Origin of the sequence: Paenibacillus sp. FSL K6-1230, from assembly GCF_038002385.1 — a bacterium.
Classification (GTDB): domain Bacteria; phylum Bacillota; class Bacilli; order Paenibacillales; family Paenibacillaceae; genus Paenibacillus; species Paenibacillus massiliensis.
On sequence record NZ_JBBOCK010000001.1, the window covers coordinates 3,695,246 to 3,708,127 of the forward strand.

Consider the following 12,882-nt stretch of genomic DNA (forward strand, 5'->3'; position numbering starts at 1 on the left):
ATATTCCCTAAGTACAGTCAGGAATAATCATTCTGCCCAGTTGTTACTCATAACTGTGCATAAAACAATTGAAACGCGCATCAATGCGCGTTATAATATTTACAGAGGTGAGTAACAGGAATGAAGGGTTATTCTTCAAGAGAGATAATTAAAATCTTGAAAGCTAGTGGATGGTACCTTGTACATACTGTGGGCGATCACTTCCAATTTAAACACCCTATAATTAAAGGAAAGTTACAATAACCCATCCAGTTAAGGATGTTGCAATACACATCATGAAAGACATTGAGAAGAAAACGGGGATGAAATTTTAACCTTCTTCTCTTAAACTAGAAATGGAAATTAATTGCTAATACAGAAAGGATGATTAGTGAATGAAGAAGAACTACACCTATCCTGCGATTTTAAGTTTCTCAGGAGAGCATATTGAAATTTCTTTTCCCGACTTAGAGGAAGCTTTATCACAAGCTGATACTATTGAGGAAGCTGTCAAACGAGCAAATGAAGTATTAAAACTCACTATTGAAAGTCGGCTAGAAGATAAAGAAGAAATTCCCTCTGCTACACCTCTTAATGAACTGGAGCTCACTACTGACCAGCGTACAATCGTAGCTACTGTTAATCTAAACGAAAAAATTAGATACGTGAGCAAAAATCTAACGATCCCAGAAGACCTGAATACAGCTGCAATGGATGCTGGCCTTAACTTCTCCCAAGTACTGCAGCGTGCACTTCGTGAAGAACTTAGTAACAAGTGATAAGTCACACAGTAGACCCATCGACTATTTGTTAGTGGGTCTAATTTTACTATAAACAACCTTTTAATTCCTCGCATAAGCTCATATAAAATCAATAAGACTTTCTAGCAGTCTAACAACCACACCTACACAAAACCACGGTTTCGCTAGCATCCCCCCTGTTCCACACGATCTATCTCCCACAATAGTAATATTCTCTTTAATCCTTCTCTTGTATTATTACTACTCGCTAGGCTCTTCCCATTCCGTATCCAGCACTAGGACGCCACTTCCTTCATTGGAATCAATTCGCTTAACGATCTGATCCGCAGATAGATAGAAGCTCTTACCACTCTTGTTGTCAGCCATATGATCACTCCCATGTGCACTTAAAAAGGAATATCTTACCTAATCTAATTAGGAAGAAAATTCTGCACTTTAACCATTTCTTTCGAGCATATCCGTCAGGTGCTGTAGCTCCTCCTCATATTGCCGCCTATCGAATTCCAGCGGAGCAAGCTTCGAATAATCCCAGTGCCCGCCCGCTGATTCCTCATTTCTATATGGCTGCTCATAGTCGCTCCAGACAATAGTATCTTCATGTGCAGTGATCTTGACCAAGAAGGGCCAGCAGCTCGGTATTCCGCAATTGCAGCCCAGAAGCTGTATCTTGCCTTCCATGTTGAATCGATCGTCCTCCGTAAGTCTGCCTAGGAAATGTCCTTCAATGTCTATCAAATCCTCGATGTCTAATCCCTCGTACCCGCCAGCAATGTCCGGTTCAAACTGCATTTCATAGCTTTTTACCCATTCAATGAACGGTTGTTGATTCACGTAGATATTTAAGACGGTATAATCCGACTCCTGTGAGGGCTCTACTTTAAATTGTATTACGTCCATCTGCTCAGCTCCATTAGGATATTAGGCCGCATACTGGCCAATCCAACTCTATCTGCAAATACTATAGCAAGTACTGTCCCCTTATACATTTCCTAGTACTTAAATCTCGTGGCACCTGCAATTCCTCATATGAATAACTTTAGAGGTCATGAATGGGGATCACATAATATTGATACTCTGCTACAATCTCGAATCATGCCGATCAGCGAGATGCCCTTCATAGCTATGTATGTCACACGTGTAGCTTCCGAAATGCGACTGAGATAGTTCCTCGTCCAGATTTCCGTATCTCCAAAGGCATCGGCCAAACACCTAACCATAAATTCGATATCGCGCTCATTCGCAATCCGCAAAGTTATATGCCGGGACCATAGCGTTCACATTGGCTTCTGCACCATCCGAGCTATACCAGCTGAGAAAACCAATCAGCTCATCATTGAGATGACATAGATAAGCCTCATCGCCATCCTTCTCCTTAAGACTATCAATGGCCTACTCTTAGGCTAGACTGGTCTAATGTCTTACAATGCTGCTCTAGCTCACGAATAGGTTGAAAGTGCTGGTCAGTGAAATCATTCATTTTGGTAAATTTATAATTATACATGGATATCAGTTGTCCTCATTCAAAGTCATGCTTGTCGCTCGATAATAGATTCAATAATTCGCTCATGTTATGATCTATTTACCCCACAGACTCTCATTGCTTTCCCCGAGGTAATCATAGACATACAGCAGCTCTTCTCCATTGTTCTGTAAGTACAGCTTGCTCGTGAACTCGACTTTGTCAATCTCCTCATCATAGGAGATCTCTTGCGAATATCCGTGGATGACGATCCATTGCTCCTCAGCATTGATTTCAGTGACTGAAAAATCAGCAACAGTTAACATTTGTCCATTCTTCACGCCGATCTCTTCCTTGCCATCCACTAGCCGCAAAGAAACATCCTCTTGCTCCTTACTGGTCCAATCGCCATAGAAGCGCTGAATGAATTCTTTCTCCTCTTCTGTTGCAGCAATATTTGTAGCTTGGCCTACCTTAGCTTCCTCTTGTTCTGTGTCCGCAGCACCTTCATCGACCTGTTCTTGTTCACTCTCTAATGCTGGACTGGACAAGGTAGCATCCTGTACCTTCACTTGTTCTGTGTTGTTAGCATTGTCAGGGTTAGCCTCTTTAGTACAACCAGCTAGAAATAGGCACAGCAACGATACTCCTATTAACAACAATCTCATTCTAGGTCCTCCTGAATCATGTCTGTGACTTCAAATTCATTATCCAATGATCTTACCATATATAGTTCGTCAAAAGCTTCAGCATAAGAAGGAATCTGCAGGTTCTTCAAAGTGCTCTTGATACCGATCTCAGGGATTTTCGCCTTCCCTTGTCTCTGTTCATTTCGATGTATAGATAGCTCATAATCCGGCTGAAAGTAGTAACCAACCACTTTAAAATCATGCTCCTTGGCAGCAGCGATATATTTTTGTCGATCAGCCACTGCTGGATTGGTATTATCCACTACAAATGCCTGCTTCCCCTTCAAGGCTGCTTCGACAAATATGTGCTCACGATACCTCGTCCTCAGCATATCCAGATTGATCCTCATATGTGTGGTGAAGAATCGTTCTTTATAGAACGTGGACTTTCCCGAAGCTTGGATCCCAATGAAAATAACGCATTCCATAATTATTCATCCTTCGTGATATAGACGTGTTGATCAATATAGTCCCGCTGCTGGCTAAAAATTGGTGTATCCAGGTCAACCTCCCACTTGCGGCGGATGGCTTCACCTTTATTATAGTCTTGCTTGGTAATGCATACTCCGCGCTTCTGCCAGATCGGTAGGTCATTCCAGTTAATACCCTTTTCGACGAATAATTTGTCCTGCAGTTGCTTCCCATTCAGACCCTGAAGCTCCTCATGCGCGAAATGTGCCTGCGCAACCATGGAAATGCTATTCTTGGTAGCATCCTGCTGTCTCCACAGAAAGTAATTGGTGACCTCATCCTGAGGAAGCACCCATGCCCTGCTATCAAAGGTAGCCAGTGGCTTATCTGGATGGGTCTTCGTGATCACCTCATTGAACTTGGCTGTCGCCATTGAGGCTGATATGGATACGATCTTTTGCAGATTATTCTCGAACCAGGATTGCGTAGTTAACTTATCATAGTTGGTCAGCAGGATCGAGATTTCATCACTTTGGTGGTAGATCAATTTACAGCCCATAATGTTCTGCCCTAAATACTTGCACGTCTCCCAGAATGCCTGCATAAGCCCTTCATCAAACGGTTTGTTCATCCCACGAGTATAAGTGTGGAAGTGCGAGCCGTCGATGCGGATTATTACCGGAAGTCTTTGCGGTAGAGTCTGTCTGAAAATATTCTCATAGCCCTTCATTCGATTGCCAAAATCATCTTTATGCATGTGGATCTCCTTTTTTGCTTGAATAACTAGATTCTAATATCTGGACCATTCAAATATGAGTGTAAAGCTGCTGCGAGCTGCTTATGATTGACTCGTTACTCACAGATCCATGCTCAATCTGATCATATCCCGACAGTGAATTCCGTTCTCATAGATTTCTTCGTCATAATGTCTTACGAAAAAATCCCGATCTATTCCCGTAATTCGGAACCCACACTTCTGATAGAGAGCTAGCTGCTGTATGCTAGAATTCCCGGTTCCGATCTCTAAGGTTGTGGCTTCTTGCTCCTTCGCCTTGGCTATTGCCTGCTCCACAAGCTGTCTACCTATCCCTTTTCCCTGATGATCTTCTCGCACGGCAATGTTTACAATTTCAACGGTCTCCGGTCTGGTTCTAAGCAGTACTAATACTCCAATGATCTCCTCCAACCATGTGGCGACATAACAAGTACCTCTACCGACATATTCTCTTACGATCTTCTCCGATGGATCTGCCAGAAGTAATAAATCTAATGGTAGCTCCTCGTTGTCCTCTACTACATGAATTTTAACATTCATATTGATCTCCCCTTGGTTAATCGCAGTGTCTGATGGCAATCATGCATAGTCATTGCTCCATCGCTTCTTAGCTTCATTGCTTTTGTGCCCAGCCCTCGTTACTTCTATGTTTGTCCAGGCCCACTGTAGCAAATTCATCTTGAGGCTCAGCCTTTACAACTCCCAAGCCTAGCAGCACTTTATTAATAGCGTCTTGCTCCTGTACATACTGTAGAGTCATCGCTGAATTTCGATACAGCAATCCATTCTGATACCCGGTTCCACCAAAATATTCAGCTTCTATATAGCCAATATCCATCTCACGGGAGAGCTCACTCAGCAACTCTAACATTGTGTCTGTTAAGCAGTCGAAGCCTTCAATGTCGTTAGCTGCGCACACATGAATCTCATCATATAGCTCATCGGTCAGCGGGATCAATAGCATCCCTTCCTTTAATGTTGCTAAGCATATATTTTTATAGGGTAGCATTGCTTGAATACTTGGGAAGCTAGACTCCCTTAAAATGAATCCTTGTATCGTATAGGCCATAGCGTAACTCCTTTTTGCATGTTATCCCCACTGGGGCGAGTGCATCCACAGTACTCTAACCTGAATTGGGCCATAATCTTATGTATGAATGATCCCTTCACGCAATACTATGATGGGTCGTCAGTAGTTCAAGCATTAAAATGTCCATCTATGATCTTCAGGTAAGCATTCATCACACAGCAGTTCTCCATTTACTACCGCTCCATTATTTAATTCACTTATTGGGTTTGCTTCTTCTCGATTGGTAACCCAATTATTACAATTGTTACATCTCCCACAATTCATTTTCGTCGTATCTAGCACTGTTGTAGAAATGCTTTCCCACTTCATTTTTCTATTCGCAGACCACATGATATCCTTACCGATTACTCTAGAAATGGCCAAGTTGATTTCATCATAATTCTGTTGATATTCCTCTTCAGTTAATTCAATGAAGTATGCCGATTTAATAAGCAAGGTCTTTTTGTTCACTTTTTCACCTTCAAGCGTAGAATGGATGGTCTCTAGCATCTCGAATATTTAGATCATTAGCACATATTATAAATCTTGCTCCATCCCGAGCGTATCACGAATAGCCCTCTGATATGGCTCCCATTCAAAATAGAAGGGCCCTACATGGATCTGCTTCGTATCTGGCTCTAACCTGAAATCCTTCCAGATGACAAGGTCACCTTCTCGATCAATTTTCACTGAGATGTAACCACACTCTTCGTCCCCACACCAAGGACATACAAGGATGGGATATCTGTAATACATTTGCGGATGTGGCTTTTCCAGCAAAAAATATTGAATCAGTAGCTTCTGATATTCTTCAACTCCCCATCCTAAGGACGGGACCATATCATGCTTTTTAAGTCTTTCATAAAGGGATTTTCCATCAATAATTATATCTGCAAATTTCGTATTCTTATTTCCTTCCTTTTCAGGATCAAGCTCCTCATAGCGACTGGACGGTTGGGTATGTAGATTATTTATGGTTATCATTGGATTCTCCTCGGTGAAATCTCTCTGCTCTTCATTTCCCCTGCTTGCGTTACTTCGTTCTACTCAGAGGCCTTCTCATATAAATAGCTACTTCATCGTCATGGTTACGATTATTCGAGTACAGCGAGATGTCTATTCCTTCAATCTGATAACCACAGTGTCTGTAAAAATGAATAGCTGGAACGTTCGTATTCTGTGTCTCAATCGTTGTTGCCCTGAACCCTTTTTCCTGAGCCATATCATTTACTTGATCGATCAGCAGCTTACCGTATCCCTGTCGTTGGTACGTCTTATGCACCTGGACATGCCAGATCATGAGTGTGTTATTCCAGTGCTGCGGCTCTGCAATGACCAGGGCAATGAGACCTCCATCCCTATATGCACCGACTGAATATCCCAGCTGCAGCATTTCCTGATAGCGTGCCAGATCCTCCTCGTCGTTCATTTCTACTTTCTCATACACAGCTTCCAGGTCGATCAAGCTTAGATGCATGCTGAAGGAGCCTTGGGCTTCCTGTGTCGTAAGCTCATATTTCTGAATGGACCTGTAGCCGAAATTACCGAGTTCAAGCCAATCCGCAGGTGTCAATTCCTTGACTGCTCTAATCTCCATTCCCATCACTCCCCTGCTGATGTTTGCGGGTCTCTTACCTTTTCAACACAGTTAATTCGTCATTAATGCTCCATCGTCATTTTCACTGTAGGGATGTACCCTTTCTCCAGAGCGATTCCAATCAAGATAATTAGAATGGAGATTCTTTAACCAATTTAAAATCTTTGATCGAACTTCCATTCTCCATCTATTTTAATAATAGAATATGAAGTTTGATCAGTCTCTCCATTTTCCCATGCCCTAGTGACATGGATATTTACATGGTCGGCACTGACCTTCTCAACTTCATCAAGTTTACATTCATTAAGCTGTAAGCTGTGTTTATTTATATCAGCAATAATAGTTTTCATTTCTTCAATTGTTTTGGTTTCGGTTGTATCTCCTGAGCACAACCAATACACTTGTTTGACAAAATCATCTGAAGAATATGCGCTCCACTCATTAATATGATTAAAGCTTTGGAAATACTTATGTATGGTCGTGTCGAGTTCAGCAATTCCCGTATCTGGTTCTTGAACGACAACGACGGCTGCTTCACGAGTAGTGCACGAGCATAAAAGAATAACCATGATCACACTGAGAAATAATAACTTCAACTTCATCAACTTTCGTCTCCTTATCTATTCACTAACACGATTAAAAGTATCATCTATGCAATAAAATAACCGAATCAAATTACGCTCCCTCATAGCCTGATCAACAGCCTCCTTGTAGGCCTCCTAATTGACCGTTCTGTTTCACTTGTCGATCCAATATCTCTTAATTACGTTCCCATCCTCTTCAATAAAATCTGTATCTGCAATTCCCCCATTACTAATAATAGTTCGTGCTGAAGCCACATTAGCCTCATCACACACAACAAGAACTTTTTCTATCCCTAAGGCTTTTGCTTCTTTCAAGGATAAATACAATAATTGAGTCGCATAGCCTTTTCTTCTCTCTGATGGACGTATTCCATATCCAATATGCCCGCCACTACTGATCAAAAATTCCGTCAACTCATGTCTTATGTTTACTGCACCTAAAATTCTATGGCTTGGCGCAACTAACCAATACGTCGAATTTGAAACCCAGCCTTCCTTAAAGTGTACCCCTCTTTCATTATCATTCAGCCATGTTATCATTTCTTCAAATGTAGATGGATCTCTACTAACAACCCAGGGAACTATCATTTCGCCACTTTGTATCCATTCCTGATAAAAGTCCAAATATTCATCCTTCAAATGCATTGAAGGTTTTGATAGATATATTCTCTCCATATATTAATCCTCCTACTATATTTGTTAGACGAAGTAATGGCAATGCAACTCTCTTACGCTAAGGATTGCTCCACCTCACGCCCTGCCTTTTTTCATCTAAACCTGCTTTGGGTGTATCACGAATATGAATTTTGGCAAAAAGGTAACCATGTTCTCCACAGCACCTCCAGATCACGAATTAAGATTTTTCTGTTGTAGTGTGCTTCGTTGCTCTTTATGGTGTGGCTTAAGGAATCTGCTAAATAAAAATACTCTTCATCGTAGCCTACCACCGGAACGAAATGTAAGTAGCGCTGTTCAGGAAATACACGAATCAAAAGGACAACTGGTATAACTGTACCATCCAATAATTTCCCAGGGAATTTTTTGTATATTCGATTACCATCGCCTCTGGGATCTTACAGATGTCTATTTTGTCTTTCTTGGGCATGTTCCAATCCAATAAACGATACTATGCACAGCTGTACCAATAAATAAATGAACTAATAAATATGTCCGTTATATTACTCTGGAAATAAGTTCTGCCTTACTCGGCACTTATAACATTACAATGGAAATCGAGATATAGATATAGATATAATTAGATAGTATTGCAAAAATCAAAAAAAATCCTAGTTTTTACATGATACACTAATACAACGGAATTCATCATCCACTTTATTCTACAATATCGCATTTTTTCAAGGAGAACTCCATGATTAAATCCATCTTCGCAACCGACACACTAGAGGAACTTACGAAGCAGATTCAAGCGGCTTCTGACGTGAACGAGCTTCGGAAGCAGCTACTCCCAGAATACCACCGGCTCTTCCACTATACGAACATTATTGAATGGAATGAGCTTGTACGGGTGTGTGAGGCCTTGGCCATCATAGGCTGGGGTCAAGACCTGACACCTGTAGAAGCCATCGCGGAAAAATGGATCAACGGTGCTTATTATACGGAGTTGCGCACACGTACCTTCCAGCAGCTTGAGGGGTCTACTCGCGGCTGGAGCAAACACAAAGATAGCTATGTCATCTCTGATGGCAGTGATCGAACAGATTATGGAATGCCAAGTCTGGACTCCCAGAGAAACCGACTTCCGAAGAATCCGTTGCGACTAGTACGCTCAGGAAACTATCAGCGCTCAGCCCAACCATTCATTGATCGTTTGAGTTCACTGCGAAGTCTGCTGGATGAGCATATGCGCCCAGAATTGTACGGGGATTCTTTTAGCTACCTCGGCATCTCCTGCTATTTTAGCCATCATGACGAAACAGAGCCTTCACTACGTTATGAGTATTTTCATGAATCAAGTGACGTTCCGGAAGGTTTTGAGCAAGGACACTTCATCAGGTCAAAATATGATGTTGGAAAGCTATCCACCCGTAAAGAGGAGCTCAAATTGGAGATCACACGTCATTTTACAAGAGCAGAGGGTGAACTACTTTTAGAGGAGCAACAGAAACTGTTCCAGATAGATCTGCTTCACATCATTGATGTACTGGAGGAGAAGCTTCGCAAGAAAAAACTCAACTACCGCGTGGATCTACTAAAACAGGATGCGGAGCAGATTCTGGATCAATGGATACACCTCAGTGACATCAGATAATTGTTGTACAGTTGTACATTTATAACTTTGCCCAGTGCAATGAAGCTCCATAGAAAATGAATATTTAACGCTGCATCGTGAAAGGAAGCTTGTTGGATATGTTAGAGAACGCGGTTATGATCGGCAGGAATATAATTGAAGAAAATAAGGATCAGGTTCTCCCTACTTTTGCTTACTCTGTATTAGATAATTATATTGCTGGAGATATCGTTAGCGACGAGGGTTCCTTATTGATTGGGACTAACTCGGGTATATATGTAGCTGTGGGAGACGAACAAAATGATCACTTTTCTGACCTACTGGTACAAACATTTATGCAGAGAAAAAATTCTAACCAGAGATTCACTCTATTCTCTCCGACCCAGGCATGGGATGACAGAATTAATGAATTATTCGCGGGAGAACTAAGGTCACTACAAAGGTTCTCTTTTCGTTTTAATGAGAACGACTTTGGAGGGAGAAGCATTTTAAGCTTAGCCAGCGATTTTCAATGTAAGCAGATCCATGAGGATACCCTCCGGCACAGTAGTGATTTTAATGAGTCATATGTAATCAAATATTGGGGCTCAGTAGAACGTTTTTTGAAAAAAGGCTTCGGTTACTGTATAACTCAGGGTGACATCTCAAGCATCGTACATGCCAGTGAATGTATCTCCATTTTCTCATCGTCAGCGTTTGCAGAAGTGGATATTGCGACAAATGATCAGTTTAGAGGTAAAGGACTGGCTCAGTTTGAAGTGCACCCCTTAGAATAGACATTGGAAAAACCCCTTGGTTTAACCGATGAATTTCTAGGGGGTGCATTTTTAATGGCTATTAAAGGTCAAAAGTTTAAGACGTATTCCGAGGAACTCAAGGTGGAGGCAATTCGCCTGCACGTAGAGGAAAAGTGGACGTATCGGCAGATCAACGATCATTTCGGAATCCAAGATCAGGGTCGGATGAAGCGTTGGATGCGAAAATACCGTGAGAAAGGTGAGTTTGGTCTATTGGATCAACGAGGAAGGCGGAAAGAATATTTAGATCAGGAGCGATATGTTCAGCAGTTGAAACGGGAGAATACGATGCTAAAAAAGTGTTTGGAAATCTGGATGCGGGAGGGAAAGAACAGCGCTTCAAGCTCATTGAGCAAGCAGCGGACATCGGCCAAGTAGCTGAATACTGCCAACTCCTTGGCGTCTCTAGAAGTGGTTACTACGCATATTTGAAGCGGAAGAACAACGACCCAGACGCCGGTGCTAAACGACTCATCCGCACGGTGTATAAACGCTACGAAGGAAGGTATGGCTACCGGCAGATCCAGCTGTTCTTGTGGCAGGATGAAGGTGTATGGATGAATCACAAAAAGGTGCTGCGCCTTATGCAAAAGCTCGGTCTTCAAGCCAGCATTCGCCGGAAACGTCGATTTAATATGACATACCAGGCTGCCGAGCGTGTAGCTGATAATCTGCTTAAGCGAAATTTCACAGCCGAAAAACCAAGCCAGAAATGGGTGACGGATGTGACTCAATACCGGGTAGGCGAACGCTGGTTGTATCTCTCAGCAGTCAAAGACCTATTCAATAACGAGATTGTGGCCTACCAACTTAGCGAACGTAACGACAATGAGCTGGTCCTCCAGACCTTTGCCAAGGCATTTGCAAAGCAAAAAGACGTGACCGGATTGGTCGTTCACAGCGACCAAGGGTTCCAGTACACGTCTCATGCTTACCACGACATGCTGCCAAAGGTTGGCGCCCAAATCAGCATGTCTCGCCGGGGCAATTGCCTAGACAACGCCTCCATGGAGAGTTTCTTCTCGCATCTCAAAACGGAAGGACTCTATCCCTATGATATACGAAATCTGGCAGAGGCACAAAGACGAATTGAGAAATACATACGTTTTTACAACCGAAGACGACCACAGCGTAAATTAAACAAACTGACGCCGGTAGAGTACCGACGCCAGTTTCTAGCTTAGGTGTTTTTTCAATGTCCACTAAATGGGGTCTTGACCAGTTTAACGCAGAGGCTTTTATAATGGAGTGTCTACAGCGAGAGTTAACACCAAAGTGGGACTGTGATATTCATAATACGGCCTCTATTCGACTGGCTGGAAAAGTAGGTTTTGCAAATCCAGAAAGATACTCTGTGTTCGTAAGAAAGTAAGCCAGTACCCAACCTAAAAACCCGTCAATGATGCTTAGACGTTCTAACCATCATTGACGGGTTCTATTGTTCTATTGATGAGCAAAACTCAAATATAGACTGAAATGTATATTTCAATGTTATGCGTTGAAGCTAATCCTTTCAGCTCACCTTATGCTCAATTCTCAGCTTGTCAGCAACCATCGCGATGAACTCGCTGTTCGTAGGTTTGGACTTGCTGATGTTGATGGTGTAGCCAAACAGGTGGCTGATGGAGTCGATGTTACCACGTGTCCAAGCTACCTCAATGGCATGGCGGATGGCACGTTCAACGCGGCTTGGCGTTGTTTTGAACTTCTCTGCAATGGCTGGATACAAGGTCTTCGTGATGGCACCCAGGATCTCAATGTTGTTGTACACCATCGTGATCGCTTCACGTAGATACTGATATCCTTTAATATGCGCAGGTACGCCGATTTCATGTATGATGGAGGTGATACTCGCATCCAAATTTTTGGTTTTGCCCATTGGAACCACGTTCGACTTCAGATTGGAGATCGAGGCTGAAGCCGAGCTTACGGATTGCAGGCCCACCAGCTGTCTTACGCGGTTCGCCAGTACCTCCATATCGAATGGCTTGAGGATATAATAAGATGCTCCTAGTTGGACAGCTCGCTGTGTAATGTTCTCTTGCCCAAAAGCTGTCAGCATAATAATTTTGGGCTGAGGAGAAAGATTCATCTCGCGCAAGCGCTCGAGGACACCAAGTCCATCCAGATGAGGCATGATAATATCCAGAATCAGCACATCAGGAACCTTATGCAGCTCCTCAATCCGCTGGAGCACTTCTTCACCATTAAAGGCGATACCTGTTACTTCCATATCTTCTTGATCCGATATATATTCAGCAAGCAAATTCGTGAACTCCCGGTTGTCATCAGCCAACAGCACTTCGATTTTTTGCAATGTGCTTCCTCCTTTATTCTCTGACAGGAATTTGGGTTATCATGTATTTTTCTTCGGAGTATATAGTTTCGACATTACTTATTGAATTCCTTCTGTCGAAAATTATTTTTATTTATTTTTTTCGCTAGTTGTTTTATAATAAATAATTTATTTGAAATTTCGATCTTATCTGTAGCATTTCGACAAAAAAAATCTT

General features: G+C 42.3%; 20 protein-coding genes. 7 read left to right on the forward strand and 13 right to left on the reverse strand.

The features are described 5' to 3' along the window. Window positions 1-120 precede the first annotated feature (120 nt). Both MKX74_RS16255 and MKX74_RS16260 read left to right on the forward strand, forming a co-directional pair. Window positions 121-243, forward strand: a complete 123-nt coding sequence (locus MKX74_RS16255) for a type II toxin-antitoxin system HicA family toxin (RefSeq protein WP_341179133.1) — start codon at window positions 121-123, stop codon at window positions 241-243. Window positions 244-374: 131 nt separating this feature from the next. After that, a complete protein-coding gene (locus MKX74_RS16260; RefSeq protein ID WP_341179134.1) occupies window positions 375-758 on the forward strand; it encodes a type II toxin-antitoxin system HicB family antitoxin in 384 nt (127 codons plus the stop codon). 222 nt (window positions 759-980) lie between these two features. On the opposite strand, the gene MKX74_RS16265 is transcribed toward MKX74_RS16260, so the two are convergent. The 12 genes from MKX74_RS16265 to MKX74_RS16320 form a co-directional block, all read right to left on the reverse strand. Further along, the gene (locus MKX74_RS16265) at window positions 981-1,106 is read right to left on the reverse strand and encodes a hypothetical protein (protein ID WP_341179135.1); all 126 of its coding nucleotides are present in this window, start codon (window positions 1,104-1,106) and stop codon (window positions 981-983) included. A gap of 69 nt (window positions 1,107-1,175) precedes the next feature. Further along, window positions 1,176-1,637: a hypothetical protein gene (locus MKX74_RS16270; protein ID WP_341179136.1), complete on the reverse strand. Its 462-nt coding sequence runs from the start codon at window positions 1,635-1,637 to the stop codon at window positions 1,176-1,178. Between the two features lie 678 nt (window positions 1,638-2,315). Beyond that, complete coding sequence (locus MKX74_RS16275) at window positions 2,316-2,867, reverse strand: hypothetical protein (RefSeq protein WP_341179137.1); 552 nt, start codon at window positions 2,865-2,867, stop codon at window positions 2,316-2,318. Continuing rightward, the gene (locus MKX74_RS16280; RefSeq protein WP_341179138.1) at window positions 2,864-3,316 is read right to left on the reverse strand and encodes an ATP-binding protein; all 453 of its coding nucleotides are present in this window, start codon (window positions 3,314-3,316) and stop codon (window positions 2,864-2,866) included. The genes MKX74_RS16275 and MKX74_RS16280 overlap by 4 nt, the downstream gene beginning before the upstream one ends. A 2-nt stretch (window positions 3,317-3,318) precedes the next feature. Next, window positions 3,319-4,056 carry a tRNA(His) guanylyltransferase Thg1 family protein gene (locus tag MKX74_RS16285; RefSeq protein WP_341179139.1) on the reverse strand — a complete coding sequence of 246 codons (738 nt, stop codon included), beginning with the start codon at window positions 4,054-4,056 and terminating at the stop codon, window positions 3,319-3,321. Between the two features lie 99 nt (window positions 4,057-4,155). Beyond that, window positions 4,156-4,614: a GNAT family N-acetyltransferase gene (locus MKX74_RS16290; protein WP_341179140.1), complete on the reverse strand. Its 459-nt coding sequence runs from the start codon at window positions 4,612-4,614 to the stop codon at window positions 4,156-4,158. Window positions 4,615-4,687: 73 nt separating this feature from the next. Further along, window positions 4,688-5,032 (reverse strand): hypothetical protein, encoded by a 345-nt coding sequence (locus MKX74_RS16295; protein ID WP_341179141.1) that lies wholly within the window; start codon window positions 5,030-5,032, stop codon window positions 4,688-4,690. A gap of 246 nt (window positions 5,033-5,278) precedes the next feature. Then, complete coding sequence (locus tag MKX74_RS16300) at window positions 5,279-5,653, reverse strand: hypothetical protein (protein WP_341179142.1); 375 nt, start codon at window positions 5,651-5,653, stop codon at window positions 5,279-5,281. A 27-nt stretch (window positions 5,654-5,680) separates the two neighbouring features. Continuing rightward, complete coding sequence (locus MKX74_RS16305) at window positions 5,681-6,127, reverse strand: oxidoreductase (RefSeq protein ID WP_341179143.1); 447 nt, start codon at window positions 6,125-6,127, stop codon at window positions 5,681-5,683. A gap of 49 nt (window positions 6,128-6,176) precedes the next feature. Next, window positions 6,177-6,740, reverse strand: coding sequence for a GNAT family N-acetyltransferase (locus tag MKX74_RS16310; protein WP_341179144.1), 564 nt, complete (start codon window positions 6,738-6,740; stop codon window positions 6,177-6,179). A gap of 155 nt (window positions 6,741-6,895) precedes the next feature. Next, on the reverse strand, window positions 6,896-7,342 hold the full coding sequence (locus tag MKX74_RS16315; protein ID WP_341179145.1) for a hypothetical protein: 447 nt from the start codon (window positions 7,340-7,342) through the stop codon (window positions 6,896-6,898). A 135-nt stretch (window positions 7,343-7,477) separates the two neighbouring features. Then, entirely contained in the window at window positions 7,478-7,999 is a 522-nt protein-coding gene (locus MKX74_RS16320) for a GNAT family N-acetyltransferase (protein WP_341179146.1), read from the reverse strand. Between the two features lie 694 nt (window positions 8,000-8,693). On the opposite strand from MKX74_RS16320, the gene MKX74_RS16325 reads away from it, so the two are divergent. The 5 genes from MKX74_RS16325 to MKX74_RS28235 all read left to right on the forward strand — a co-directional run bounded on the left by MKX74_RS16325 (window position 8,694) and on the right by MKX74_RS28235 (window position 11,741). Beyond that, window positions 8,694-9,593 carry a hypothetical protein gene (locus tag MKX74_RS16325; protein ID WP_341179147.1) on the forward strand — a complete coding sequence of 300 codons (900 nt, stop codon included), beginning with the start codon at window positions 8,694-8,696 and terminating at the stop codon, window positions 9,591-9,593. Between the two features lie 98 nt (window positions 9,594-9,691). Further along, window positions 9,692-10,348: a GNAT family N-acetyltransferase gene (locus tag MKX74_RS16330; RefSeq protein WP_341180594.1), complete on the forward strand. Its 657-nt coding sequence runs from the start codon at window positions 9,692-9,694 to the stop codon at window positions 10,346-10,348. Window positions 10,349-10,402: 54 nt separating this feature from the next. Continuing rightward, window positions 10,403-10,747: a helix-turn-helix domain-containing protein gene (locus MKX74_RS16335; RefSeq protein WP_028592002.1), complete on the forward strand. Its 345-nt coding sequence runs from the start codon at window positions 10,403-10,405 to the stop codon at window positions 10,745-10,747. Then, on the forward strand, window positions 10,669-11,553 hold the full coding sequence (locus MKX74_RS16340) for an IS3 family transposase (RefSeq protein ID WP_169445793.1): 885 nt from the start codon (window positions 10,669-10,671) through the stop codon (window positions 11,551-11,553). The genes MKX74_RS16335 and MKX74_RS16340 overlap by 79 nt, the downstream gene beginning before the upstream one ends. Window positions 11,554-11,564: 11 nt before the next feature. After that, on the forward strand, window positions 11,565-11,741 hold the full coding sequence (locus MKX74_RS28235; protein WP_445667276.1) for a GNAT family N-acetyltransferase: 177 nt from the start codon (window positions 11,565-11,567) through the stop codon (window positions 11,739-11,741). A gap of 141 nt (window positions 11,742-11,882) precedes the next feature. On the opposite strand, the gene spo0A is transcribed toward MKX74_RS28235, so the two are convergent. Then, the gene (gene spo0A / locus MKX74_RS16345; RefSeq protein ID WP_018886368.1) at window positions 11,883-12,686 is read right to left on the reverse strand and encodes a sporulation transcription factor Spo0A; all 804 of its coding nucleotides are present in this window, start codon (window positions 12,684-12,686) and stop codon (window positions 11,883-11,885) included. Window positions 12,687-12,882: the final 196 nt, after the last annotated feature.

What these genes read in the sequence shown, in the direction of transcription:
- MKX74_RS16255 (WP_341179133.1), top strand. Translation starts at nt 121, where the DNA reads ATGAAGGGTTATTCTTCAAGAGAGATAATTAAAATCTTGAAAGCTAGT.
- MKX74_RS16260 (WP_341179134.1), top strand. Translation starts at nt 375, where the DNA reads ATGAAGAAGAACTACACCTATCCTGCGATTTTAAGTTTCTCAGGAGAG.
- MKX74_RS16265 (WP_341179135.1), bottom strand. Translation starts at nt 1,106, where the DNA reads ATGGCTGACAACAAGAGTGGTAAGAGCTTCTATCTATCTGCGGATCAG.
- MKX74_RS16270 (WP_341179136.1), bottom strand. Translation starts at nt 1,637, where the DNA reads ATGGACGTAATACAATTTAAAGTAGAGCCCTCACAGGAGTCGGATTAT.
- MKX74_RS16275 (WP_341179137.1), bottom strand. Translation starts at nt 2,867, where the DNA reads ATGAGATTGTTGTTAATAGGAGTATCGTTGCTGTGCCTATTTCTAGCT.
- MKX74_RS16280 (WP_341179138.1), bottom strand. Translation starts at nt 3,316, where the DNA reads ATGGAATGCGTTATTTTCATTGGGATCCAAGCTTCGGGAAAGTCCACG.
- MKX74_RS16285 (WP_341179139.1), bottom strand. Translation starts at nt 4,056, where the DNA reads ATGCATAAAGATGATTTTGGCAATCGAATGAAGGGCTATGAGAATATT.
- MKX74_RS16290 (WP_341179140.1), bottom strand. Translation starts at nt 4,614, where the DNA reads ATGAATGTTAAAATTCATGTAGTAGAGGACAACGAGGAGCTACCATTA.
- MKX74_RS16300 (WP_341179142.1), bottom strand. Translation starts at nt 5,653, where the DNA reads ATGCTAGAGACCATCCATTCTACGCTTGAAGGTGAAAAAGTGAACAAA.
- MKX74_RS16305 (WP_341179143.1), bottom strand. Translation starts at nt 6,127, where the DNA reads ATGATAACCATAAATAATCTACATACCCAACCGTCCAGTCGCTATGAG.
- MKX74_RS16310 (WP_341179144.1), bottom strand. Translation starts at nt 6,740, where the DNA reads ATGGAGATTAGAGCAGTCAAGGAATTGACACCTGCGGATTGGCTTGAA.
- MKX74_RS16315 (WP_341179145.1), bottom strand. Translation starts at nt 7,342, where the DNA reads ATGAAGTTGAAGTTATTATTTCTCAGTGTGATCATGGTTATTCTTTTA.
- MKX74_RS16320 (WP_341179146.1), bottom strand. Translation starts at nt 7,999, where the DNA reads ATGGAGAGAATATATCTATCAAAACCTTCAATGCATTTGAAGGATGAA.
- MKX74_RS16325 (WP_341179147.1), top strand. Translation starts at nt 8,694, where the DNA reads ATGATTAAATCCATCTTCGCAACCGACACACTAGAGGAACTTACGAAG.
- MKX74_RS16330 (WP_341180594.1), top strand. Translation starts at nt 9,692, where the DNA reads ATGTTAGAGAACGCGGTTATGATCGGCAGGAATATAATTGAAGAAAAT.
- MKX74_RS16335 (WP_028592002.1), top strand. Translation starts at nt 10,403, where the DNA reads ATGGCTATTAAAGGTCAAAAGTTTAAGACGTATTCCGAGGAACTCAAG.
- MKX74_RS28235 (WP_445667276.1), top strand. Translation starts at nt 11,565, where the DNA reads ATGTCCACTAAATGGGGTCTTGACCAGTTTAACGCAGAGGCTTTTATA.